21 protein-coding genes and 3 tRNA genes are annotated in these 23,911 nt (G+C 46.4%); 10 read left to right on the top strand and 14 right to left on the bottom strand.

Features of this window, described 5'->3' with window-relative positions:
• Position 1: 1 nt before the first annotated feature.
• Together sseA and hspQ are read right to left on the bottom strand one after the other, a co-directional pair.
• Positions 2 to 844 (bottom strand): 3-mercaptopyruvate sulfurtransferase, encoded by an 843-nt coding sequence (sseA, locus tag MF542_RS14060; RefSeq protein ID WP_247020548.1) that lies wholly within the window; start codon positions 842 to 844, stop codon positions 2 to 4.
• A 130-nt stretch (positions 845 to 974) separates the two neighbouring features.
• Positions 975 to 1,301, bottom strand: coding sequence for a heat shock protein HspQ (gene hspQ / locus MF542_RS14055; RefSeq protein WP_247020546.1), 327 nt, complete (start codon positions 1,299 to 1,301; stop codon positions 975 to 977).
• Positions 1,302 to 1,577: 276 nt separating this feature from the next.
• On the opposite strand from hspQ, the gene queF reads away from it, so the two are divergent.
• Complete coding sequence (gene queF, locus MF542_RS14050; protein ID WP_247020544.1) at positions 1,578 to 2,042, top strand: preQ(1) synthase; 465 nt, start codon at positions 1,578 to 1,580, stop codon at positions 2,040 to 2,042.
• An 84-nt stretch (positions 2,043 to 2,126) separates the two neighbouring features.
• Positions 2,127 to 3,014: an alpha/beta fold hydrolase gene (locus tag MF542_RS14045; RefSeq protein WP_247020542.1), complete on the top strand. Its 888-nt coding sequence runs from the start codon at positions 2,127 to 2,129 to the stop codon at positions 3,012 to 3,014.
• A 1-nt stretch (position 3,015) separates the two neighbouring features.
• On the opposite strand, the gene queE is transcribed toward MF542_RS14045, so the two are convergent.
• The 5 genes from queE to MF542_RS14020 all read right to left on the bottom strand — a co-directional run bounded on the left by queE (position 3,016) and on the right by MF542_RS14020 (position 7,588).
• Positions 3,016 to 3,651: a 7-carboxy-7-deazaguanine synthase gene (gene queE / locus MF542_RS14040; protein ID WP_247020540.1), complete on the bottom strand. Its 636-nt coding sequence runs from the start codon at positions 3,649 to 3,651 to the stop codon at positions 3,016 to 3,018.
• Between the two features lie 6 nt (positions 3,652 to 3,657).
• A complete protein-coding gene (queC, locus tag MF542_RS14035) occupies positions 3,658 to 4,353 on the bottom strand; it encodes a 7-cyano-7-deazaguanine synthase QueC (RefSeq protein WP_247020538.1) in 696 nt (231 codons plus the stop codon).
• 114 nt (positions 4,354 to 4,467) lie between these two features.
• Complete coding sequence (locus tag MF542_RS14030) at positions 4,468 to 5,712, bottom strand: dicarboxylate/amino acid:cation symporter (protein ID WP_247020536.1); 1,245 nt, start codon at positions 5,710 to 5,712, stop codon at positions 4,468 to 4,470.
• 195 nt (positions 5,713 to 5,907) lie between these two features.
• Positions 5,908 to 7,038, bottom strand: a complete 1,131-nt coding sequence (locus MF542_RS14025; RefSeq protein ID WP_281501700.1) for an OmpA family protein — start codon at positions 7,036 to 7,038, stop codon at positions 5,908 to 5,910.
• 172 nt (positions 7,039 to 7,210) lie between these two features.
• Entirely contained in the window at positions 7,211 to 7,588 is a 378-nt protein-coding gene (locus tag MF542_RS14020) for a Cif family virulence factor (RefSeq protein WP_247020532.1), read from the bottom strand.
• Positions 7,589 to 7,680: 92 nt separating this feature from the next.
• Here MF542_RS14020 and MF542_RS14015 point away from each other — a divergent pair, with 92 nt between their 5' ends.
• Complete coding sequence (locus MF542_RS14015; protein ID WP_247020530.1) at positions 7,681 to 8,664, top strand: GlxA family transcriptional regulator; 984 nt, start codon at positions 7,681 to 7,683, stop codon at positions 8,662 to 8,664.
• Positions 8,665 to 8,713: 49 nt separating this feature from the next.
• Here MF542_RS14015 and MF542_RS14010 read toward each other — a convergent pair.
• Positions 8,714 to 8,789: transfer RNA gene (locus MF542_RS14010), tRNA-Asn, on the bottom strand.
• A gap of 55 nt (positions 8,790 to 8,844) precedes the next feature.
• Positions 8,845 to 8,920, bottom strand: a tRNA-Asn gene (locus tag MF542_RS14005).
• Positions 8,921 to 9,139: 219 nt separating this feature from the next.
• Between MF542_RS14005 and MF542_RS14000 the strand changes: the two genes are divergently transcribed.
• The gene (locus MF542_RS14000; RefSeq protein WP_247020528.1) at positions 9,140 to 9,361 is read left to right on the top strand and encodes a hypothetical protein; all 222 of its coding nucleotides are present in this window, start codon (positions 9,140 to 9,142) and stop codon (positions 9,359 to 9,361) included.
• A 1-nt stretch (position 9,362) separates the two neighbouring features.
• On the opposite strand, the gene MF542_RS13995 is transcribed toward MF542_RS14000, so the two are convergent.
• A complete protein-coding gene (locus tag MF542_RS13995) occupies positions 9,363 to 9,530 on the bottom strand; it encodes a hypothetical protein (RefSeq protein ID WP_247020526.1) in 168 nt (55 codons plus the stop codon).
• A 369-nt stretch (positions 9,531 to 9,899) separates the two neighbouring features.
• On the opposite strand from MF542_RS13995, the gene MF542_RS13990 reads away from it, so the two are divergent.
• Entirely contained in the window at positions 9,900 to 13,217 is a 3,318-nt protein-coding gene (locus MF542_RS13990; protein ID WP_247020524.1) for a S41 family peptidase, read from the top strand.
• Positions 13,218 to 13,377: 160 nt separating this feature from the next.
• Here MF542_RS13990 and MF542_RS13985 read toward each other — a convergent pair whose 3' ends face one another.
• The 3 genes from MF542_RS13985 to MF542_RS13975 all read right to left on the bottom strand — a co-directional run bounded on the left by MF542_RS13985 (position 13,378) and on the right by MF542_RS13975 (position 15,642).
• Entirely contained in the window at positions 13,378 to 14,013 is a 636-nt protein-coding gene (locus tag MF542_RS13985) for a hypothetical protein (protein WP_247020523.1), read from the bottom strand.
• A 768-nt stretch (positions 14,014 to 14,781) separates the two neighbouring features.
• A tRNA-Cys gene (locus MF542_RS13980) sits at positions 14,782 to 14,855 on the bottom strand.
• A 181-nt stretch (positions 14,856 to 15,036) separates the two neighbouring features.
• Positions 15,037 to 15,642, bottom strand: a complete 606-nt coding sequence (locus MF542_RS13975; RefSeq protein ID WP_247020521.1) for an outer membrane protein — start codon at positions 15,640 to 15,642, stop codon at positions 15,037 to 15,039.
• Between the two features lie 357 nt (positions 15,643 to 15,999).
• Here MF542_RS13975 and MF542_RS13970 point away from each other — a divergent pair, with 357 nt between their 5' ends.
• The 3 genes from MF542_RS13970 (at position 16,000) to MF542_RS13960 (ending at position 18,946) form a co-directional block, all read left to right on the top strand.
• The gene (locus MF542_RS13970) at positions 16,000 to 16,653 is read left to right on the top strand and encodes a protein-L-isoaspartate O-methyltransferase family protein (RefSeq protein ID WP_247020519.1); all 654 of its coding nucleotides are present in this window, start codon (positions 16,000 to 16,002) and stop codon (positions 16,651 to 16,653) included.
• A gap of 128 nt (positions 16,654 to 16,781) precedes the next feature.
• Positions 16,782 to 18,167: a TolC family outer membrane protein gene (locus MF542_RS13965; protein ID WP_247020517.1), complete on the top strand. Its 1,386-nt coding sequence runs from the start codon at positions 16,782 to 16,784 to the stop codon at positions 18,165 to 18,167.
• Between the two features lie 182 nt (positions 18,168 to 18,349).
• Positions 18,350 to 18,946: a DUF2497 domain-containing protein gene (locus MF542_RS13960; RefSeq protein WP_247020515.1), complete on the top strand. Its 597-nt coding sequence runs from the start codon at positions 18,350 to 18,352 to the stop codon at positions 18,944 to 18,946.
• A 2-nt stretch (positions 18,947 to 18,948) separates the two neighbouring features.
• Here MF542_RS13960 and MF542_RS13955 read toward each other — a convergent pair whose 3' ends face one another.
• Positions 18,949 to 19,938 carry a retropepsin-like aspartic protease gene (locus MF542_RS13955; RefSeq protein WP_247020513.1) on the bottom strand — a complete coding sequence of 330 codons (990 nt, stop codon included), beginning with the start codon at positions 19,936 to 19,938 and terminating at the stop codon, positions 18,949 to 18,951.
• A gap of 410 nt (positions 19,939 to 20,348) precedes the next feature.
• Between MF542_RS13955 and MF542_RS13950 the strand changes: the two genes are divergently transcribed.
• Positions 20,349 to 23,000 (top strand): valine--tRNA ligase, encoded by a 2,652-nt coding sequence (locus MF542_RS13950; RefSeq protein WP_247020511.1) that lies wholly within the window; start codon positions 20,349 to 20,351, stop codon positions 22,998 to 23,000.
• A 128-nt stretch (positions 23,001 to 23,128) separates the two neighbouring features.
• A complete protein-coding gene (locus tag MF542_RS13945; RefSeq protein ID WP_247020509.1) occupies positions 23,129 to 23,866 on the top strand; it encodes a substrate-binding periplasmic protein in 738 nt (245 codons plus the stop codon).
• The last annotated feature ends 45 nt before the right edge of the window (positions 23,867 to 23,911 follow it).

Raw genomic sequence — 23,911 nt, 5'->3', positions numbered from 1 at the left:
GTTATTCTGTCTCTATCGGAAAATCATGAAGGCTGCCCCATTCGGTCCAGGAACCATCATAAATTGCCGTATCCCATTTGCCTAGCTCTGCAAACGCAAGAGCCAGATTGCAGGCTGTAACACCAGAGCCGCAGCTTGTGACAATCGGGGCGCCTAGGTCAATAGCGCGATCGGCAAGAATATCTGTAAGTTGCTGTTTAGATTTTATCGTGCCGTCTTCTCTGAAAAGCTGTGTGAAAGGCAAATTTACGGAACCCGGGATGTGGCCGGCACGCAGGCCGGGGCGTGGTTCTGCTTCACGGCCGTAAAAACGGCTTGCGCCTCGTGCGTCCACAATCTGTGCTGATTTTGTATTTGAGATCGCGAGCATTTCTTCCTTTGATTGAAAGAGCAGGGGCTGGAAAGAAGCTTTGTAAGACGATGGAGTATAGCTGCTTGTGTCAGTTGAGATTGGTTTTCCATCAGCCACCCATTTTTTCAGACCGCCATTCAGCACATAAACCTGTGTGTGCCCCATCAGGCGGAAGAGCCACCAAACACGGCCAGATGATTTTACATCACTGTCGTCATACGCCACTACTGTATCTTCGTTTTTAATACCGAGAGCACTTACAGCTTTTTCAAAAATATCTACTGTAGGGACAGTGTGAGGGAAAGGTTCAGATGCATCGCATACAGCATCAATATCAAAGAAGCGTGCACCGGGAATATGCTGTTGCTTGAATTCTTCGCCTGCTTTCCTGCCAGTTGCGGGCATGTGCCATGATGCGTCAAGGATAACAATGTTCTGGTCATCCGACTTCTCTGATAGCCAATCAGCTGAAACTAATGGTGATTGAAGCATGATATCTCTCTCTATATATGTGATCTGTTCTTTTTAAGGGAACTTATGCTAGATGCAATGCGACAAAATGCATAAAAAAAGGCACCCCGAAGGGTGCCAGGTATCATAGCTCACTTGAGCAACGAGGAAACTAGTTAATGATCATCCGGCTGGCCATATCGCCTTGCCGATTAACCCTGAACAGCACGCTTAGGAGCGGATGTTCAAATTCTTCTGCGTCATCAAAATGCAGGAGGTTTTCTTCTGCAACATATGTGGTGTGCGGCTCACCATCTACCAACACATGATACCATGGACGGTCTTTTGGTGTGGTGGTCGGAACGTTGGATTCGTACCATTCAGGAGATTGGCTATAGACGGCATCTACATCGAAAATGAGACCACGGTATCCATATTTCTTATGAATAATGATTGTTCCCGGGGCAAACCTTGCCGTTTTTGTTTCTGTGTGTTCCATCTTCTGTCTCCTTATCAGTTCGTTCTAAACCTCTTTTCTTTCATCTCTCGAGCACCACAGGTTGTAACTGTTATCTATCACCCTACAGGGTTTGCCTTAATAAAGGCTGAACAAAAATGTTAAAATTGCTTAAGTATGAGTAATTATCTTTCTCTATAGATGGGGGCGATACCAAATTTATTCAAGTGAGGCGTGGATTAGAGAATTGTTTTGACACAAGGAACAACTAAGCGCATAGGCTGTGCCTAAGAATGTTTTCAGATTACAGGAATGAAAATGAGCAAGAGTATTTACGAAGGCCTCGACCAGCTTGGGAAGCAAGGTGCAGCGCCGCAAAACCCCGAAGAAGCTGTTCTTGAGTATGTAGAAAACCCACGTAAAGGCACGAACTATCTGGTGCGTTTTACATGCCCTGAATTCACAAGCCTTTGCCCGGTAACGGGCCAGCCGGATTTCGCCCACCTGGTTCTTGATTATGTGCCGGACGAAAAGCTGGTTGAAAGTAAATCTCTGAAGCTTTTCCTTCAGTCATTCCGTAATCACGCCGCTTTCCATGAAGATTGTACGGTAGGTATTGCAGAACGCCTTGTGGAAGAAATGAAACCGAAATGGTTGCGCTTCGGCGGATACTGGTACCCACGTGGCGGTATTCCAATTGATGTCTTCTACCAGACAGGTAAAGCACCAGAAGATGTTTGGGTGCCGGAGCAAGGTGTACCTACATATCGTGGCCGCGGTTAGAGGCTTGAAATTATAAAGATCAGTCTAATTGATTATAGGCAATCGGCACCGCTGGTTGCCTTTTTCTTTTGGGGAGAGACACGGATGAGAAACAGGTCAGTTCAGCATTTTGTCGATGTGGATGGAGCACGCCTGAATGTTTGGGAATGGCGGGGCGAGGGCGATCCTGTTGTTCTTTTGCACGCTACTGGTTTTCACAGCCGCTGTTGGGATTATGTTGCTGAGCAACTTCCAGAACAGCATATTTATGCGGTTGATCTCCGCTTTCACGGTGAAAGCTCAAAGGAAGGTAAGGTTGATTGGCCGACAATGGCTGACGATATCAAGGGCGTATTGGAAAAACTGGATATAAAGAATGCCGTACTTAGTGGCCATTCTATTGGTGGATATTTAGCGACAGTAACTGCCGCTGATATGCCAGAACGAGTGAAGGAACTTGTTCTTCTTGACCCGGTTATCATGTCGCGGACCATGTATAAAATACTCAGGTTAGCGAATGGTTTCATGAAGCCAGAGAAACACCCTGTCAGCCGTAGGCGTACAGAATGGGATAGCTCAGAGTCCATGTATCAGCGCTACAAAAAACGTGCACCCTTTAAATACTGGGAAGATAGAGCTCTCAAAGATTACTGCGCACACGCTCTGTTCGGCCCTGATGAAAAAGGTGTTCATAAACTTGCTTGTTCCCCTCTGCATGAAGTGCAGATTTATTTGAACCATAATGGGAAAGTAATTCACAATGCGCTTGGGCGGGTAAAAGCCCCGGCAACTATACTGCGCGCCCGTACCGCTGGTTTGTTTGGTAATCCACTTTCGTTTTCGGTATCTCCCACATGGTCCAAGTTATCAGGTGCTTTCCAGATTGGGCGAGATGTGCATTTAACTGATTTATCCCACTTTATCCCTATGGAAGCCCCTGATGTGGTGGTGAATTACATCAAGGAAGCCATTGAGGGCTATTGGCATAGGTAGTTTAAGGGATATTGATATATTTGTGGCTCTGCACACTTAAGCGCCATTTGGGGTGGGCTTTGCAGTAATCCACAGCGCGGGCCGTGTTTTCCATCTGCTCAGGGCTATCCATAGGCTGCAGGAAGAAGTTTTCAAAATCCATGTGCTCGAATTGCTCTGGTTCACCGCCTTCCTGCGGGTAAACCAGTTTAAGCTCCTGGCCCTTGGTTACGACAAGCTTTGAGCCGATTTTAGGGCTGATACAAAGCCAATCAATGCCTTCGGGCGGTTCAACGGTGCCGTTGCTCTCTACCGCAATCTCAATACCAAGCTTATGGAAAGCATCCACAAGCGGCTTATCAAGCTGGAGGAGGGGTTCACCACCAGTGCAAACCACAAGTGGGGTGCCGCTCTTGTCCCCCGTCCACGCGTTAAGCACAGCTTGGGCGAGTTCTTCTGGCGTTTTGAATTTACCGCCGCCTTCACCGTCTGTGCCTACGAAATCCGTATCGCAGAATTGGCAGATGGCTTTCGGGCGGTCGCGCTCAAGGCCTGTCCACAGGTTACAGCCAGCGAAACGACAGAACACAGCGGGCTTGCCTGCTTGTGCACCTTCCCCTTGTAGGGTGTAAAACATTTCTTTGACTGTATAGACCATATGAAATTATGCCTGATAGCGGGTTGGGTCGTCCAGCTCCGCCTCGCGGAAACCTTTTTTGCGTAAAATGCAACTGTCACAGTGGCCGCAAGCTTCGCCTTTGTCGTTCGGGTCATAACAGCTGATAGTCATGGCATAATCGACACCAAGCTTGGTGCCGACAGTTACAATATCAGCTTTGCTCATTTCAAGGAGCGGGGTGCGGATATGAAGTTCTTCTTCTTCCGTCACGCCAGCTTTTGTCGCAAGACGTGCCATGGTTTGGTACGCTTCAATATATTCCGGGCGACAATCAGGATAACCGCTGTAATCAAGTGCGTTTACGCCGATGAAGATATCTTTGGCCCCAACCACTTCCGCGTATGCAAGGGCGAAGGACAGGAAGATAGTATTACGTGCCGGCACGTACGTTACCGGGATATCTTCTTCCATTGTTTCTTCTTCGCGGTCTTTCGGCACGTCAATGTCGTCTGTGAGGGCACTGCCGCCGAAGGTGCGCAGATCGAGATTGGCGGTTTTATGTTCCACCACACCAAGATGCTTGGCCACATCGTCAGCCGCTGTTAGTTCCACGCTATGGCGCTGGCCATAACTGAAGGAAAGGGCATGTACATCAAACCCTTGATCTTTTGCGATTGCAACAACCGTTGCGCTATCAAGCCCGCCGGAAAGCAGAACTACAGCTTTTTTCTTCGTCGACATCTTATACTCGTAAAAATTCTTTGGAATTGGCTCTCAACCAATAAAAACGCCGGGTGCCTATAGCACCCAGCGCCGAACTTTTAAACCAAAAACCGCAGTTTTGCTAGATTAAGCTTATTCTACGTTGTCTGCGTTAAAGGCTTCTTCGTCAAACTCGCCTTCCCATTTCGCTACGGCGGTGGATACTGACAAGTCACCTGTTACGTTTACAACTGTACGCATCATGTCGAGCGGGCGGTCAAACGGAAATAGGAAACCAACGATGATAGCGGTTTGTGCGCCGTCTACACCGATTACATCCATCACAGCTGCAAGCAGGAAGAGGGATGCAGAAGGCACAGCCGCTGTACCAATAGATACGAGTGTGGTTGTCAGTGCGATAAGCGCATATTCAGTTAGCCCGAGGCTGATCCCCAGCGCCTGCGCTGCAAATACAGCAACAATACCAACATAAAGCGCAGTACCGTCCATATTGATAGTGGAACCAAGTGGTAGCACTGAAGAAGCAACAGGCGGTTTAATACCCATGTTGTTTTCAGCCACACTCATGGTCACTGGAAGAGTGGCAGAGCTGGATGACGTTGAAAAAGCAACCATTTGTGCATCAACAGCGCCTTTGAAGAACTTCACTGGTGAAAGTTTGAGCACAAACTTCATTAAGCCGCCGTGTGTAATAATCAGATGTAAAGCACATCCCGCTATAAAAGCGCCAACAAGGGGCAGCACGTTTAGAAGTTGGCTAATACCGCCATTGCCGACCACGAAAGAGATAAGAGCGAACACACCAAATGGTGCTACTTCCATTACCATATGGGTCATTTTCAGCATTACCTCTGAGCCCGCATCAATAATGCTGGCGATAGGTTTACCTTTTTCGCCAACCATCAGAAGCGCGGCGCCAAAGAAGATAGCGAAGAAGATAATGGAAAGCATATTGCCGCTGGCAAGCGCTGCTACTGGGTTTTGAGGGATGATTCCAATCAGACGTTCCTGAAGGGACTGTGCTGCCTGAATCTCACGCGGTTCAGCACCTGCGAAGCTAACTCCTGTGCCCGGTTCGATAATCGTCGCCATGGTTAGGCCGATGACAATCGCAAATGCCGTGGTACCAATATACAGTGCTAGAGTTTTAAAGCCCAGCGAGCCAAGCTTCTTTGGATCACCCATCGCAATAAGGCCGGATACCAGTGTAACGAACACCAGCGGCACAACAATCATGCGGATAAGGTTGATGAAAACATCACCAATCCAGCGAATGCTGCCTGCGCCTTCACCCCAGATGCTACCAACAATCGCACCAAGTACGAGAGCACCTAAAATCCGCTTCCAGAGCGTGATTTCGAACCAAGTTTTTAACATTTTTGTCCCTTCCCCGAAAAGTCAGACCGCTAGGGTTAACGTAATTGCAATATTTCGCAAGACTAAACCCACAGCGATTACAAATAAATACACATGGATTTGATTGAAAGGCCTGCTAAAGCAGTTTGTTGGGAGGGCATAAAAAAAGGGATAGCCTTGCTACCCCTTCTTCAACATATCTTTTAAAGTCGCTGATTAGCGAACAAGCACGATAACTACAACACGGTTTTCCTGCTCACGCACACCGTCAGCAGTTGGTACACGTGGCTCGTTTTCACCTGTGGAACGGATATCGATTTTGTTTGCTGGAATACCTTCGCGGATAAGGGCTGCGCGAACTGCTTCGGTACGGCGTTCCGCTAGTTTCACGTTATAAGTAGAACTACCTGCGCGATCAGCTTTACCTGTAGTGCGAATTTCAACCGCCTTATAATCGCGGAAAGCAGCCGCTGCTTCAGAAATTGTGTTCATACCACGCGCTGAAACATTTGATTTATCAAAATCAAAATACACGATGTATGGACCTGGTAGCGGATGCTCTTCAGGCTTAGGTCCTTCAAGTGGTTTTTCTGGAACCTGTTGAACCGGCTTGGTTTCAACTGGTGTTGGGGCAGGTGCCGCTGGTTGCGCTACTGGAGCTGCAGGTGCAGGCTTCGTTCTTGGCGCTGAAGAACTGCCACCAAATTTCCAGCTTAGGCGTGCAAAGAATTCATTGCTGCGAGCGCGATGAGAGAACTCACCGTTCTGTGTAGCATATTCGGCTTTAAAAGCGCGGAACAGGCGATAGCCAAGCGAGAAGTTGGCGCCTTTACCCATTGGATATGAAGCCTGAACCATTGCTTGAACTGCCGGAGCCCAATCGCTACCATCTACAAAATTGTTCGAGCCCTGACGAACATTATCAAGGCGTGTTCTGGCTGCACCGAAACCAAAGCCAGCATCCAGATCCCATTTATGCCATGTTGCAAAAGTGCGCCACGCATTTACCATGAGGCTTGAGGTTTTTTGGCGGCCTGCACCATTAATTTCGCGACGAACTGGGAATGCGTCTAGGTTTGAAGCCGTAATATCAAAAGAATCCACGACGTTACTGCGGATCATATATTCAAATTCAAAACGCGTTTTATTTATTTTTTTACCAATAAACAGACCACCATTACGTCCCCAGTGTTTGTCTGCACGGAGAGTAAGGTCTTCGCCTTCCAAATCGCTTTTAAGTGCGGTTGAAATACCAAATTCAACACCAGCGTAGAAGTGATTATCTTCATCAGCAAAAGCTGAAATGCTCATTGTGGACGCCAATAGAGGCAGCAGGATTTTGCGCATAGCCAAATCTCACATTCAAATTTTTAGGAAAACTAACAAATACAGGTGTCTGAGTAGCTAAGAAATGGAGCACAAACAAGTGGAAACTGTGATTCTGGTGCCCAATTGTTACACACTGTTGCACTTTTGGCGCGTATTTGGGCCTTTACACTTGGTAAAGGCCATTTTGTTGTTAACCTTGTGCTTCAAAATCATCTTCTCGAAGAAGGGCTGTGCCATCATTTTGAATCACCCATAATTCATTGGTTATAACGCCATGTGCATTGTTCATACGCCAGCCAGACTTGAGGACAGCGGATGATGCATCACGTACTTCAAGTTCGGGCTCAATATATTCAACGTCAGAAAAGCCGTCTGCGATTAGTTTTTCCCAGAAAGCCTGAACTTCAAATCGGCCTTTGAAGGTGCCGAAGGGTTTGGCATTCATGATTGCATTTTCTTCGTAGGCTGCAGCACAACCAGCTGCATTACCGCTGTTGAATGCATTTTTCCACTTTTCGCTGGCGATTTGTACGGCTTCAAGTACTGCCTGTTTTTCTTCTTCTGTCATTTTTTCTCTCCATAAGGCTGCTTTGTTCTGGACAGAGTATATGAATGAGCGCACAGTCGAAATTGGCGTTTTTGACTTTATAAGGTTTAAAAGTGACAATAAGTTCTGACGTAGACATTATCCCGATTGGGTTGTTGAATTATCCAGGTTCCCAGCTTTCTTCGCTGTATGGGCTTACTGATTTGTTCGGCGCCGCTAACAATATTGTTTTAGAACAAATGCCGGATACAAAACGGAAGTTTCAGGTCTGCCACTGGCTTGTCAATTTGGAAACAGGTGAGTTGAAGTGCGGTTATATATCTGAAGGGCAAGCTCCAAGTCAGTTATCAGTGCTTATTGTGCCGCCGCGGTTGTCCGAAGATGCTGCCAACACACCTATGGATACACAGAATGACTGGATCAGAGCTCAGCATAAGGGGGGAGCGCTTATCAGTTCCATTTGTGCAGGGGCTTTTGTATTGGCGGAGGCAGGGTTACTGAAAGGCCGAAGGGCCACTACCCACTGGATTCTCAGAGAAGAGTTTTTGAAGGCACATCCTGATGTGGACCTGCAAATTGAGAAATTGCTGGTTGAGGATGGTGAGATAATCACGGCAGGCGGCGTGATGGCATGGGTTGATCTTGGGCTAAGGTTGATTGAGCAGTTTATGGGGGCTGCTGTTATGCTGGAAGTTGCCAAGTTCTTCCTTGTTGATCCATCAGGCCGAGAACAGCGCTATTATAGTGGCTTTATGCCACGATTTGATCACGGGGATTCAGCTGTGCTGGAAGTACAGCATTGGTTACAGGCTCATTATAAGGAAACTTTTTCCGTGAAGGCGCTGGCTGATATGGCAGGGCTTGGGGAGCGTACATTTTTGCGTCGTTTTCATAAGGCTACTACACACAAACCAACCGCATATATCCAGCTTTTACGGGTAAACAAAGCACGCGGGTTTCTTGAGCAGTCTGTAATGCCATTTAACCAGATCGCCTGGAAGGTGGGATATGAAGACCCAAGCGCCTTCAGGAAACTGTTCCAGAAAATCGTTGGGCTTACACCGGGGGAATATAAAAAACGATTTGCGGTAGGATAAGGGCTTAAAAACAACGAAAGCCGCGAAATAAATCGCAGCTTTCTGATATTGGCTCCGCCTGCTGGGCTCGAACCAGCGACCCAATGATTAACAGTCATTTGCTCTACCAACTGAGCTAAGGCGGATCATCGATTTAGTTTTTAAAGTGGGCTCGGGAAATTAATCCCAAGCCCTGAAATTTGGCTCCGCCTGCTGGGCTCGAACCAGCGACCCAATGATTAACAGTCATTTGCTCTACCAACTGAGCTAAGGCGGATCATCTTTCAACAGCAGCGGTTGCCCGTCGCTGTGTGGAGGCTTTTATACTCAAAAAAAATCTGCTGCCAAGTCAAAAATGCATTTTTTTCCGGAAATCTTGTAACATTTCCCTGAACCCCGCAGAAATGCGCATGTTTTTCTATTTAGGGAAGTCTTGGGTATTCGTTGCTCTTGGTATGCAGCAGGCTCAAAATATTGGATTTTAATAGGGGAATTTGTGAAAGAATTTATCGTTCATATAGTGATAATCGGTGTTGTGTTGGTATTGGCGATTATTTGGGGGCCAACACTAAGGAATATTTATTGGGAATGGCGTTTAAACGGTTTTTACGATCTGGCGGTCGTTATTGGCATGACGTTGATTGTTTTGATATTTGCTGTGTATGAGTTTTTATATATTCGCCGAGTAGTGAGGGAGCGAGACAGTAAATTAAAGTGATTTAATCATTTCGTCTTCTATGCGCGCGGCCGCCGTGTTCACTTTGTCGGGATTTTGAAACGCTGTTCGCTTTCAGGCGCGCGCGTGCTTGGCGCGCTGTAGGGCGAGATTTAACGCCTTTTACCGCTTTTTTTGCTTTCCGTTTCTTCTGGCCTTCGCTTAGTGCCATTTGGATATCTTTCGGTAGGTAATCAGTACGAGGAGCATATTATAAGCTCTTGTCTGAATATTTCTACAGGATTGAAGTTCAATATAAATTAGCGGTATTTTGTGAAATACCTAAATGCTGGTGCAGGAGGTATTATCTATACCGTCCAAAACCGCTTAAAGGGGTGTTCTTTTCCTTGGCTCACCCACTGATATACCTTTGATGTCGGTATACATAGCGCTGCCTTATTCTCCAAAGCTGGTAAAGTTACACCTTACGGTGCATTGAACTATAGTTATAAGGCAAGTGGGTCTGTAGTTGACAGGGGGGCTATTACTAAGTTTGATACGCCCACTTCAATATTTAGAGTTCAGTGAGGGGGAACCATTTATGTTAAAATTTAACACGCTGAAAAAGGCGCTGGTCGCCAGTACAATGCTGGCAGGAGCGATTGTTGCACCACAAGTAACTGCAGATACTCTGATGATAGAGAACCCTGCTATTTCAAAGAAGCATATTGCTTTTACTTATGCAGGCGATCTTTGGATTGCAGACCGCAAGGGTAATAATCCTCGTCAGATTACAACGCATCTGGCAAATGAGGCTGCGCCGCATTTCTCACCTGATGGTAAATGGATTGCGTTTACCAGTGATCGTGATGGCAACGCAGATGTATATGTTGTTAGTACATCAGGCGGCGCACCAAAGCGCCTGACCTGGCATCCTGGCGCAGATGTTGTTCAGGATTGGTCTCCGGACGGGAAACGTATTCTGTTTACCAGCCGCAGGGAAATGACAAGTGGCCGTAGTGCTCAAGCTTGGGAAGTGTCTGTGGATGGTGGCTTACCAACGAAGGTAATGGATGCTGTTGTGATGGCAGCTAGTTGGGCCGGTGATGGCGAAACGCTGGCGTACCAGCCTTATAACGTAGCACACAGAGGATCTAGCGGTTGGCGTAATCACAGGGGCGGTAGTACACCTCCTATCTGGATTATGAAGCCGAATGGCGATAGCTACACTGAAGTGCCGCATGTACGTGCTGGTGATACAAACCCAGTATGGGCAGGTGGTGACGTTTATTTCCTCTCAGACCGGACAGGTGTTCGTAATATCCATAAATACGATACTGGCTCCGGTACAGTAAGCCAGATATCCAAAGAGGATACATGGGATATTCTTGATCTGGATGTTCACGGCGACACACTGATTTATAACGCTGGCGGCCAGTTAAAGACTGTTTCAACTAAAGGTAAGACCTCATCAATCAGCGTTGATATTAACCCTGATCTTGTTGAGACACGTGTGCGCTGGGTAAACGCAATGCGGGGCCTTGAAGGCGCCAGTCTTTCACCAACTGGCAAGCGTGCTTTGGTTTCCGCGCGTGGTGAAATTTTCACCGTTCCGCTTAAAGACGGATCAACACGGAACATCACAGGAACTTCGGGTGCGCGCGAGCGTGATGCTTTGTGGTCTCCAAAAGGTGGTGAGATCGCCTATACAAGCGATGAAAGCGGTAAGCAGGTATTGATCATCGCCAGCCAGGATGGCGAAGGTGAAACTCGTTCGTTGGACCTGGGTGATGACAGCAATGATTATTACCTTGAAATGTGGGGTGGCGAAGGCAGCCACATTATCTATCGTGATCATATGCTGAATATCTGGGCAATTGATGTGGAGTCTGGCGAACGGACTAAGATCGATACTGATAATTACCGTAACGGTGCAAATTATAGCATGACTAAAGATGGTCGCTATATGGCTTATACCAAGGTAACACCGGCTGGTATGGTCGATATCTATATTCATGATTTCGAGACTGGTGAAAAAGCGCGTGTTACCGACGGTATGGGATATACAGGCGATGTCGCTTTCTCTCATGACGGTAAACATCTGTTCTTCACACTGTCTACAAATGCTGGCCCAAGCAGAAGCTTGGGGCTTGATATGTCAACGCAGGAACGACCTCTGCGTATGGGCGTGTATGCTGCAGTTCTAAATGCCGACGGTAAGTCGCCGCTTCTTCCAAAATCTGATGAAGAGAAAGTGAAGGAAGACAAATCTGACGAGGCAGAAAAAGAAGATAAAGCTGAGAAGTCCGAGGGCGATAAGGCAGAGAAAAAAGACGCTGACAAAAAGAAGAAAAAATCCGGCATAGATTTTGATGGTTTGTCAGACCGCATTATCGCACTGCCAGTTGCTGAGAAGTCATACTACAACCTAGCTGCGGCTGCAGACGGTAGTCTCTATTATTTGGATGCAGTTCAGCCGGGAACAGCTATTGGCACCAATGGCCGTGCTGAGCGCGGTGCCAGCTTGGTTCGCTTTGATTTCAAATCAAAGAAAGCGTCTAAAGCAATGGACGGCGTGCAGGGTTTCGATCTCAGCCATGACGGTAAAACGCTGCTTGCTATGACCACGCGCGGTCAGCTTCACACGGGTAAAGCTGGTGCTAAAGTTAAGACCAAGCCGCTTAATACTTCAGATGTGAAGATACGCCTCAATCCACGTGAGGAATGGGAGCAAATCTTTGATGAAACTGTGCGTCTAGAACGTCAGTATTTCTATGATCCGAATAGCCATGGCTTGGATTGGGATGCGGTTTCTGCACGCTATAAGGAACTGCTACCTCATGTTGGGCGCCGAGCGGATCTGAATCGTCTGCTGGTTGAAATGATTGCTGAGCTTCAGGTTGGCCATAACCGTACAGGCGGTGGTGATGTTCACAGAGAACAAACTGTCCCTGTCGGGCTTTTGGGTGCCAACCTGCGCAATGTGGATGGCCGCACCGTTGTAGATACGATCTTTGATGGTGAAAACTGGAACCCATTCCTTGATGCGCCGCTTGCGGCTCCTGGTATTGGTGTGAAAGAGGGCGATACTATTCATGCAGTTAATGGTGTTGAGCTTGATGCAAAGACCAATATCTTCAGCCTTCTTGAAAATGCTGTTGGTAAGCAGGTTCGTTTGCTTGTATCCAGCGACGGCAATGCTGACAATGCGAAAACTGTAACTGTTGTGCCTACACGTAATACAGCGCAAATTCGTCACTGGGCATGGGTTGAAGGCAACCGTAAGAAAGTAGATGAGCTTTCAAATGGTCGCCTCGGTTATGTTTATATGCCTAACACTGCAGGCGGTGGTTACACCTACTTCAACCGGATGTTCTTCCCGCAGATTGACAAGGAAGGCATGCTACTTGATGAACGCCAAAATGGTGGTGGTCAGGCTGCTAACTACATCACTGATGTTCTGGCGCGCCAATATCTTGCAAGCTGGAAGGATCGTGCAGGTTTGATCTATGATACACCGGGTGGCGCAATGTACGGGCCTAAAGTGATGTTGATCGACCAAGACGCAGGTTCTGGTGGTGACTTCCTGCCGTATAGCTTTAAGCGTATGGGGCTAGGTAAGCTGATTGGTAAAACCACTTGGGGTGGTCTAATTGGTATTGCTGCTAACCGTGGTTTGATTGACGGTGGCTTTATCGTGGTACCAAACTTCCGTTTCTTTAACCCCGATGGGGAATGGGCGATTGAGAATGAAGGTACTGCGCCGGACATTGATGTAACGCTCGATCCTGTAGCCGTGAACCGCGGTGAAGATACGCAGCTGAAGCGTGGTGTCGAAGAGCTGCTTAAGGAACTTGAAACATACAAGCCTATCAAACAGCGTACTGCACCAGCTTATCCAACTAAGCTTGGTGGCTAAAAGAACCTAGCGCTATAGATTAAGAAGATAAGAACAGCGGTACTTATGTGCCGCTGTTTTTTTATGCGGAGATAAATAGACTTGCAAAATCGTGTGCACTAATCAGGTGTTCGCACTGGAAAAAAAACTCTCCGATAAGTGCTGAAGAAAGTTTAGAATGCTAATGCACAATCTCACTGATAGTTACTCTTTCAAACAGTGTTTCATCATTTTGTGCATGTATATAAAAATCGAACAGTGGGCTGCGTTTTTCCATACGGAACTGAAACTCTACGGATACATCTGCATTGTTGCCTTGTGCTACATCGTACAGTTTTACAAAAATCAAATTTGCCGTTTTGATCCCTGATTGTAGTCGTTGGTGTAGATTAAAGCAGTAGTCGCTTTGTCCTAAGTTTGTTGCTGAACAAAAATCAATTTGACTGACATTGGCAATCCAATCTTGTGATTGCTCAAAGAGGTCAAAAAATTGATCGGGTTGTACGATCGAGGGGGCAAATTCAGTCCAATGACTTACTGTGTCACATGACGCCCCTTCTTTTAATACAGGCGCAGCATATAAGGAATCTTGCCTCCATTCTGGGGATCTTATGAGCTCTTTACTGGGCATTTTCCAGCTTGGTGCGAACAGGCGAAGCTGCTTCTTTCTACAAACATTGCCCTCTGATTTGTAAGCGCCGCTTTCCAATTTGATGAGAGTGAGGTATTCCGCTTTGTTGTTGGTCAGATGGGTAACATAATTCCACCTTTCCACTTTCGACATATCTACGGATTCAGGACGAATACCTAGATGCATTTCGATAATGTCTTTAGCTTCTTCTTCGGTTGGTTATGGGATATCGGTTAACAGCAAATCTTGTGCATAAATCTTAGCGCTAAATATTGATATGATAATGGCGATAATAATAGGTTTCATATCCCGGATTCCTTTAGGTTGTTATAATATAACAAATTTGAACCATAAAAAGCAAGCTAACTCTCAAAGGCATTGCGATGAAACGCTTGAGGCTATTGCTTTAGAATGGATGTCCTATATGTTGTCGGTAAGCTTATTAACCCTTGCGCAGTGGTGCTTGGCTGGATGGCCTGCAGTAATACGGCACAAGTAAGTAATGCTGATAACTGAGGGCGATGAACGGAATTGAGATGAAGAAAGTCGGTTTTTGGGGAAACCCAATACACAGACATTATTTGATTGTCTTTTGTTTTTTTCTACCTGCTATAGTTCTTGGTCTCGTGATTGCGCGGACAGAAGGCTACAACATGGCGATTGGGATGTTCGTGCCAGCAATAATTGGATGGGCTCTGATGTTCTATTCTGGCCGTTGCCAGCATTGTAAAGCTGGGATACCTCAGACAAAGATTGGTTTTTCCAAAGAACACAATCCAACACATTGCTCAAAGTGTGGCAAATGTTACTCTGAGGCTCCACATGCCTAAACAGCATGATAACTGAGGACTATTTTCTGAACGGCATTATTGGTCCCCGAAAAAGTGTTGAAGCTGTTCGGTTTTCACGAAGACTGATTTTGTCTTAAGTTTTTGAAATATAAATAAGAAAGATTGGAGGCGCGAACGAGAATCGAACTCGTGTACACGGATTTGCAATCCGCTGCGTCGCCACTCCGCCATCGCGCCTCATGTGGCTTTAGCTGTTTAAGATAAAAGCTCTATCGCTTCCGTCTTCAGCGTGGAGAGCTTCTACTAAGAAACCGGGGAACAGGTCAAGTGCGTAAATTAATTTTTGTGTACTTCTTTATCTTCTCATGAGGCTCAACATGGAGATTTGGCCCCACCATAAAGTGAGGCCACTAAAATTTTAGAAGTTGAAATTCAAACCCGCCCGAAACACTCCAGCATCTAACTTGGTGCCTGTGTCTATAGAATTACCGTCGATCGTTGCACGTTCACCGAGGTTCACATAATTGGCTTCAAGTTTCACTGACAGGGAGGGGCTAAGGGCTTTTTCGTAGCCAAGGGATGCTACATACCCTGAAGAACTGCCAGAAATGGATGGGAGTGTTACGGGCGGCAGGAAGGAACCCGTGGCTGAGGTTTTAGTGTAACCTCCGCCGATATAGATTAGATCACTTTTATCTGCGCCGAAAACTTTTCCAAATTGACCTTGCACGGACCAGATATCATCGGCGGCAACATTTATTGGGGGAAAGCCTGTGAGCACATAATCTTCTGAGATATCAAGAGTGCCATAGGTGCCCACGATACCAAATACGTAGTTGCTTTGAGTTTGAACGCGATATCCTAATGATCCACCATAATAAAAATCACCATTGTCTGTAATGCCAACATCACCGCCAAGGTAAAGACCGTTAAAGAGTTTTTTATCGCTATCTTCTGCGCTGGCAGCACCGCTTGCTGCAGCTAATAATATAATACCTGAGAAAACTTTTTTAAGTTTTGTCATGGAGTGTCTCCGCATGAACCTGATTAAATGTTTTTGAAATTTAAATATTGGTTTGGAAGAGGTTGCCCTGATTTTCCATGGGTTTACCTACTCCTGATGCAGCGACTGTCCTAATTGGAAATGGTATTAAATTGTATCCATTGTGTATCAGGTAGGGAGATGATCAAATGAGGGGCGGATATAGTACCAGCGGCTTACCGCAAGCTAGGCACAGGAGGCCGCAGAGGCATTTTACCTATATGTGTAAGCGCAATATATGAAAATCTTGGAACCTTGTGACAAAATCACGTTGTTTCTTGCGGCGAGGCTATATATAAAGCCTCTAAATGTGCCGAATTTTGAATGAAGGTGAATACCGTGAGCGATTTTGAAACCGCCCGTAACAGCATGATTGATTGTCAGCTTCGTCCGAACGAAGTGAATGATGAACGCATTATTGCCGCCATTCGCGCTGTACCAAAAGAGAATTTTGTGCCGAAAGCGAAGCGCTCTATTGCTTATGTTGATGAAGACCTTGAAGTGGCAGATAGCCGTTTCATTATGGAACCGACAACATTTGCTCGTTTGCTTGTGGCTGCTGATGTAAAAGATACAGACCTTGTTCTGGATATCGGCCCGGTAACCGGTTATTCGTCAGCAGTAATCGCTGGTCTTGCTGATGCTGTAGTTGCTCTGGAAGGCGATGAGGCGTTAGCAAAAGCTGCCGAAACAAAACTTTCCGATGCGGATATCATGAATGTTGCTGTTGTAAATGGCGACATGAAAGTAGGTGTATCTAAGCAAGGGCCATTTGATGTGATTTTCGTTGAAGGCGCAGTTGATGAAGTGCCAGAAGCGCTTGTTAAGCAACTGAAAGAAAATGGTCGTCTTCTTTGTGTAAAGGTTGAAGCAGGTGTTGGTCGCGCCCATATCATTACGAATAAAGGTGATGAACTGGAAGCGAAGAACTTGTTTGATGCGAATGTAGAAGCAATTCCTGGGTTTGAAAAAGCCGAAGGTTTTGTTTTTTAGAGCAATTTCCCATTATTTGTGATAGGGGCAAATAAGGACTGTTGCAGATAGTAAAAAACTATCACTAATATAAATCCCAGGTTAATACTGGATAATAATAAATACAGCGAGGAATTGAGGAGAATATTATGAAGAGAGGGATTGTTTCACTGGTGGCCATGACCACCGTGTTAACAGGTTCTTATGCGGCTTCCGCAGAAACTCTTAAAGAGGCGTTGGCTGCAGCTTATTCATCTAACCCACAGCTAATGGCGCAGCGTGCTGCTCTTCGTGCTACCGACGAAAACGTATCGCAAGCAAAAGCTGGCTTCCTGCCAACTGTTACAGGTAACTATCAGTATAGTAAGACGGATGGTGAACGTAGCCAGGGTACAAATGCGCTAGATATCGACAACACAGATAAGAGCCTTAGCGTTACAGCGCGTCAGAACTTCTTTAACGGTTTTCAGGACCGCAATGCTGTTCAGCAAGCTAAAGCCGGTGTGAAGGCTGGTCGTGCTCAATTGCAGAATGTTGAGCAACAAGTTTTGCTGGAAGCAGTGACAGCTTATATGAATGTTGTGCGCGATCAGGCGGTTGTCGATCTAAACCAAAACAACGTTCAGGTACTTGAGCGACAGTTACAGGCTTCACAGGATCGTTTTCGCGTGGGTGAGGTAACTCGTACAGATGTTGCGCAATCTGAGGCGCGTCTGGAAAACGCTAAATCGCAGTTACTATCTGCCGAAGCAACACGGGCCGCTAGCCGTGCACAATATCAACGTGTAATCGGTCTCCAGCCTGCTGGGCTTTCTACGCCTGAGCAAAAGCCAACTTTACCATCATCGCTGGATGACGCTATTGAGATAGCAATGGAATTAAGCCCAGGTGTTAAAACCGCGGTGGAGAACGAAAAAGCTGCTAAATACAGCCTCAATCGTACTAAAGGTGCTTTACTTCCAACTGTGAACGGGCAGCTGACATACTCTAACAGGAATTCGACAGGTATTGATGGCCAGTTTGGTATTGATATTACCTCTGAGACAGATGTTGTTTCCTATACCGTTACTCTTTCAGTACCTCTTTATTCCGGTGGTGCTCGCCATTCGCAAATTCGTCAAGCTAAACAAGTTCGCAGTCAGCGTTTGATGGAAATCCGCCAGGCTGAACGCGTTGCGCAGGAAAATGTGTTTGTTGCGTGGGATCAGTACCGTGCAGCTACTGGCCAGATTAAATCTACGCAAGCATCTGTTCGTGCCAACGAAATTGCTCTTGAGGGTGTGCGTCAGGAAGCTTTCGTTGGCTCCCGTACTACACTTGATGTGTTGAACGCTGAGCAGGAACTTCTTAATTCACGCGTATCATATGTGCGTGCCCAGCGAGATGAATTTGTAGCGGCTTATAATTTGATTGCTGCGACAGGCCAGCTTACAGCACGAGATCTTGGTCTTGGTGTGAGCGTATACAATGAGGCTCGTTACTACGACAAAGTTGGTGCGAACAAGTTTATTGGTTTTAGTACTGACGCAAAATAATAATTCCTGTTTCTATCGGAAACAGCGAAAAAGGAGGCTTTTAGCCTCCTTTTTTTGTGGCAAACATGTTAACCTCTCTTAAGTAAGTGCTACTTAACTGCTTTTGATTGTTTAAGAATTATTGACAGAGGCTTTTCTTAACGGTACCTGTTTTATAGGGAATATTAAACACTGGCTATTCTATGAGCGATTCAGCATCTGAAGACGAACCAACTATGGAAGAAATTCTGGCGTCCATTCGCCGGATTATTTCTGATGAGTCTGAAGAAGAGGGGGGAGATGCCCCTGAGGATGATGGTGAGGCTGTTGCTGAACCAGAACCAGCTCCTGAACCCGAGCCAGAGCCTGAGCCAGCTCCTGAGCCTGAACCCGAGCCAGAGCCAGCTCCTGAACCCGAGCCAGAGCCTGAACCCGAGCCCGAACCCGAACCAATTCCTGAACCAGTTCCGGAGCCGGAACCTGTTCTTGAACTCGCTCCAGAACCGGAACCTGTTCCTGAACCAGAGCCAGAAGAAGACGTTTTTGAACTGACAGATTTTGCTCAGGAACCAGTGGTTTCACCGATTGTTTCGCCCCCGATTGAAACTCGTGCTGCTGAAAGCTTCTCTCATCTGACAGAAATGATGGTGGCCGGTTATGACGGCGCTGATAACACCCTTGAGGCTCTCGTTCGTTCTATGTTGAAGCCTATGCTACAAGGTTGGTTGGATGAAAATCTGCCGTCTATTGTGCAGGATGCTGTTGAGCGTGAAGTTGCTCGAATCGCACGCCGTAAATAATATCACTGATACGCAAATGTTGAATCTGCATTGATGATAATGCGTGGTTGGGCGGGTACATCCGGTCTATAGTTTTTTGTGATAAAGTTTTCATTATTGGGTGTGTAGATACCTGCCAAACTCATAGCTGGTGGTTTGCCATTTTCAGCTATCAGTGGCTTTAAGAGCAGTTTTTTACGATTAAAATCATAAACATGCTTGTATTGAATAAGTAAACCAGCACCTAGCAAGCCATCTGTTTTAGATTGGGTGGGGGAAGGAGAGTTGCTGAAGAATATCGGTATCTGTCTAAAAAGCAGGCGATTAAACTGAATGTCCAGCCTGATGAAAACACCTGAATTGTCATCTCCCAATTTATCTCGTTCAGTTTTGGTGGTTACATTCCTGAAATGTTTTTTACTCCAGATAACCATGCCTCCAGGGTAGCCTGTATCGAGCAAGAGGCGTTTTCTGGTAGGGAATTTTTCCCAGGGAAATTTAGATGCAAGAATAATATGAGGTGATTTTTCTGGAGATGTGAGCCGGTGAGCCAGAGGATAATCTTTTGCCAAATTGACATTGGTATCATGTAAAGTCAGTTGCTTAGATAAAGGGTCTACCTCAATTACAAATTTCCTGAAAAATTCGCGTCCGATAATACCATCAAAAGATTCTGATGCTTGCCCCAGAAGAGCTGGGTCCTCAAGAAATAGAATATCATGAAGAATAAAGGAAAAGTTATCATCTGTTGTGAAGGACAATTCCGAAATTCTTGTAGCTGTAGATGTTGTTCTAAATGCTGGAAATTTAACCAAAACATCCGTTTTGTGATTGATATTGGTTAGTTTGTCAGTTTGTTCATTTTTAAATATGAGGGATGTAGACGCCCCTGTATCAAGTAAAAATACTAATTTCACATCATCAATGGTTAAGGGTACCAGCGTTCGGTTGTGGTCTGTGATGATGCGAGTGTTTGATATAGGTGTATTAGCCTGAGCGGAACTAGTTGTCACAAATAGTAGGGTAACTATGACAAAGAAGATAGCAGACCGGATGTAAGAACAGCTAACCATACGAATATAGTAACATTTTATCCATGTTAGCTCAATTCAACGAAATGTGTAGTTGTGTAAACTATATATAGAACGTTTTTAGAATTAGTTTGCCCTCTACTTAATGACCTGTGAGGTAAATTTCGTTTTTTTACATAATACTCTTTTACGATGTAGGCTTCGTTATTCGGAAGATATATCGTTCCATCAATAAACTTGGCCCGCTGGGCCCCATTTATCTAATAAGAGTGTTAGTTCCTTATCGCCATAATGCATGAATAATTTAATGCTTTTGTTTTTCCCTATTTTTGTGCATGTTGCGCTCTGTTTGGCCCCATCTGTTTTGGGGCATTTATTAACGGATTAAAGAGATGCTGGATAAAACATATTCACCTGCGGATATTGAAGGTAAATGGTACGAACACTGGGAAACTTCGGGCGCGTTCAAATGCGGCCAGCGCCAGGATGCAGAGCCATATGTCATCGTCATGCCGCCACCGAATGTGACCGGCAGCTTGCACATGGGTCATGCGCTGGATAACAGCCTTCAGGATGCCCTTATTCGCTTTGAGCGCCTGCGCGGTAAAGACGTGCTGTGGCAGCCGGGCACAGACCATGCTGGTATCGCAACACAAATGGTTGTTGAACGCCAACTGGATGCTGAAGGGCTTGATCGCCGTGATATGGGCCGTGAAGCATTCCTTGAGCGTGTTTGGAAATGGAAAGCAGAAAGCGGCGGCACCATTACGGGCCAGCTGCGCCGCCTCGGTGCATCATGTGATTGGTCACGTGAAGCTTTCACAATGGATGAAGAGCGTTCAGCCGCTGTAATCAAGAAGTTTGTTCAACTGTACCGTGATGGTTTGCTCTACCGCTCCCAGCGCCTTGTAAACTGGGATCCGAAGCTTAAAACGGCGATTTCTGACCTGGAAGTAGAACAGAAAGAGGTAGACGGTAACTTCTGGCACTTCAATTACCCGATTGATGGTGAAGAAGGCCGCTTCATTGAAATTGCAACCACGCGCCCTGAGACAATGCTTGGCGATACGGCTGTTGCGGTTCACCCTGAAGACGAGCGTTTCAAGGATTTGATCGGCAAGTTTGTTAAACTGCCGCTTGTTGGCCGCCTTATCCGTATTGTAGGCGATGAGCACGCAGACCCGGAGCAGGGCACAGGCGCTCTTAAGGTTACACCGGCGCATGATTTCAATGACTTTGAAATCGGCAAACGCCACGATCTTGAGATGATCAACATCTTTGATGAAAACGCATACATCAATGAAAATGCGCCAGAGAAATACCGCGGTATGGAACGCTTTGAAGCGCGTAAAGCCATTGTTGCTGATATGGAAGCTGCTGGTTTCCTTGTGAAAATCATCCCGCACAAGCATATGGTGCCGTATGGGGACCGTGGCGGTGTGGTGATTGAGCCTTGGCTTACTGACCAGTGGTATGTAGATGCGGAAACGCTCGCGAAGCCTGCGATTGAAGCCGTTGAAACAGGTAAAACAAACTTCATCCCGAAAAACTGGGAAAAGACATACTATGAATGGATGCGCAACATTCAGCCTTGGTGTGTATCTCGTCAGCTATGGTGGGGCCACCAAATCCCTGCTTGGTATGCGCCAGACGGCACGATTTTTGTTGAAGAAACAGAAGAAGATGCATACCGGGAAGCGCGCGCCAAGTTTGGTGATGATGTAAGCCTGCGCCGTGAAGAAGATGTGCTTGATACATGGTTCTCTTCTGCGATGTGGCCATACAGCACAATGGGCTGGAAAGGCCCGGGCGAAGAGAAAACGCCTGAGCTTGCGAAATATTACCCGAATGCCACGCTTATCACTGGTTTCGATATTATCTTCTTCTGGGTTGCCCGCATGATGATGTCTGGTATCCACTTTATGGAAGAGGTGCCGTTTAAAAACGTTTATATCCACGCGCTGGTTCGTGATGAAAAAGGCGCGAAGATGTCGAAATCCAAGGGTAATGTGATTGACCCATTGGAATTTATGGACAAATACGGTGCTGATGCACTGCGCTTTACGCTAATTGCAATGGAAGCTCAGGGCCGGGATATCAAGCTTTCGGAAAAACGTGTTGAAGGCTACCGTAACTTTGGTACCAAGCTTTGGAATGCCTCTCGTTTCTGCGAAATGAACGGTATTGCGGGTTCTGATAGTGTTGAAGCGCCAGCTGCAACACACGCGGTGAACAAATGGATTATCTCTGAAGTTGCTAAAACAACGGCAGCGATTACAGGTGCTTTTGATGCTTTCCGTTTCAATGATGCAGCTGATGTGATTTACCACTTCGCATGGGGTACCTTCTGTGATTGGTATGTAGAACTTATCAAACCTGTATTCTGGGGCGATGATGAGGCAGCCAAAGAAGAAACCCGCAAGGTTGCAGGCTGGGCGCTCGACCAAATCCTCGTGCTTCTGCACCCTTTCATGCCGTTCATTACAGAAGAGCTATGGCACGCTACGAAAGAAGATCGTGCTTACGATCTTATCCAAGCTGAGTGGCCAACAGTAACAGATGTTGATGCAGCAGCAGCTGATGAGGTGAACTGGGCGATTAAGTTCATTCAGGAAGTGCGTTCAACACGTGCGGAAATGAATGTGCCAGCAGGCGCGAAGGCGACAGCACTTGTTGTTGGTGCATCTGATACCACTGCGACACGCCTTGGCGATTGGCAGGATATGATCTGCCGTCTTGCGCGCCTTGAGAAAACAGAAGTTGTTGCAGAAGCAGAAAGTAAGGGCGCAGCCCAGCTTGTTGTGGATGAAGCTACGGTTTATCTGCCGCTTGCTGATTTGATGGACCTGGACGCAGAGAAAGCGCGCCTCGGCAAGAACCTTGAGAAGCTGAACAAGGAAGCAGGAGGGCTTAAAGGCCGCCTCGGTAATGAGAAGTTCATCGCCAAGGCACCTGAGCATGTGGTGGCGGAAGCCAAAGAACAGCTCGCTGACCTTGAAGCACAGATTGAAAAGGTAAGCGCTGCTCTCACACGCCTAGGGTAAACCTGAATAACTATAGATGTTTTCAAAGGCGCCTGAACTTACTCAGGCGCCTTTTTGCTATATTGTGGCATTGTGTTATAGTGGCGATGCCGTGGGGGCCGAGAAGCAACTGTTTTGTTGGGTTCTGTATGAAGTTTGGCCTCATTATTCTTGTTTTTATTTTGTCTTTTCATGCCAAGGCAAGCGATGACACGAAGGTCAACGTTGCAATTACCAATATTGAAGGTTTGCTCGATGAGCAGAGTTCCGGTGCTTATGATGTTGTGCTGGAGCGTATTCTTGAAGGCCAGAATAATGTTTCGGTAATGCGTGGCCCCATTCTACGGATCAGGCGGTTGTTTTACGGCAGGAAGGCGGACTGCTTATTCGTTGGTATTAATCATCCGGAATATTATCATTACCGCAACCTGCCTTTTGATGAGGTTTTGATTTCTGCATCGTTGAAAACCATAAAGCTGCGGCTTTATACACTGCCCGGGGCGGAAACTATCAGTGATATTGAAGATCTGCGCGGGAAAGCTGTTGCCTATGCGTCTGGTGTCAGTTCGCTGGAGGAATTCAGCCGAGTTTTTGCATCAAGGGATATCGAAACACTGAGGGTAGAGAAGAACCTGCAGGCATTCCAGATGCTTGAGTTTGGTCGCGTCGCGGCGGTGGCTGCTTACGGGCTTGATATTAAAGAACTGAGCCGCCATTTGCCAGATGTTGCTAAATACCAGCATGACCCGGATTTCTTCGCTTCAGAAAGCGAGGATGTGATGGCGTGTTGGCGTCGCCCAAAAACAGAAGTTTTCGTAAAACATTTTAACCAGAAAGTAGCTCTTTTAAAGGAAACTGGAGAACTACACGAAATCTTGAACAGATGAGTGAGGATTATGTTGAACTCAACTACCCTTGTTGATAGTGATGCT

The organism is Kordiimonas laminariae (assembly GCF_023008165.1).
Taxonomy (GTDB): domain Bacteria; phylum Pseudomonadota; class Alphaproteobacteria; order Sphingomonadales; family Kordiimonadaceae; genus Kordiimonas; species Kordiimonas laminariae.
Note: the sequence above shows the minus strand (reverse complement) of the source record. Positions and strands in the feature narration are given on the sequence as shown.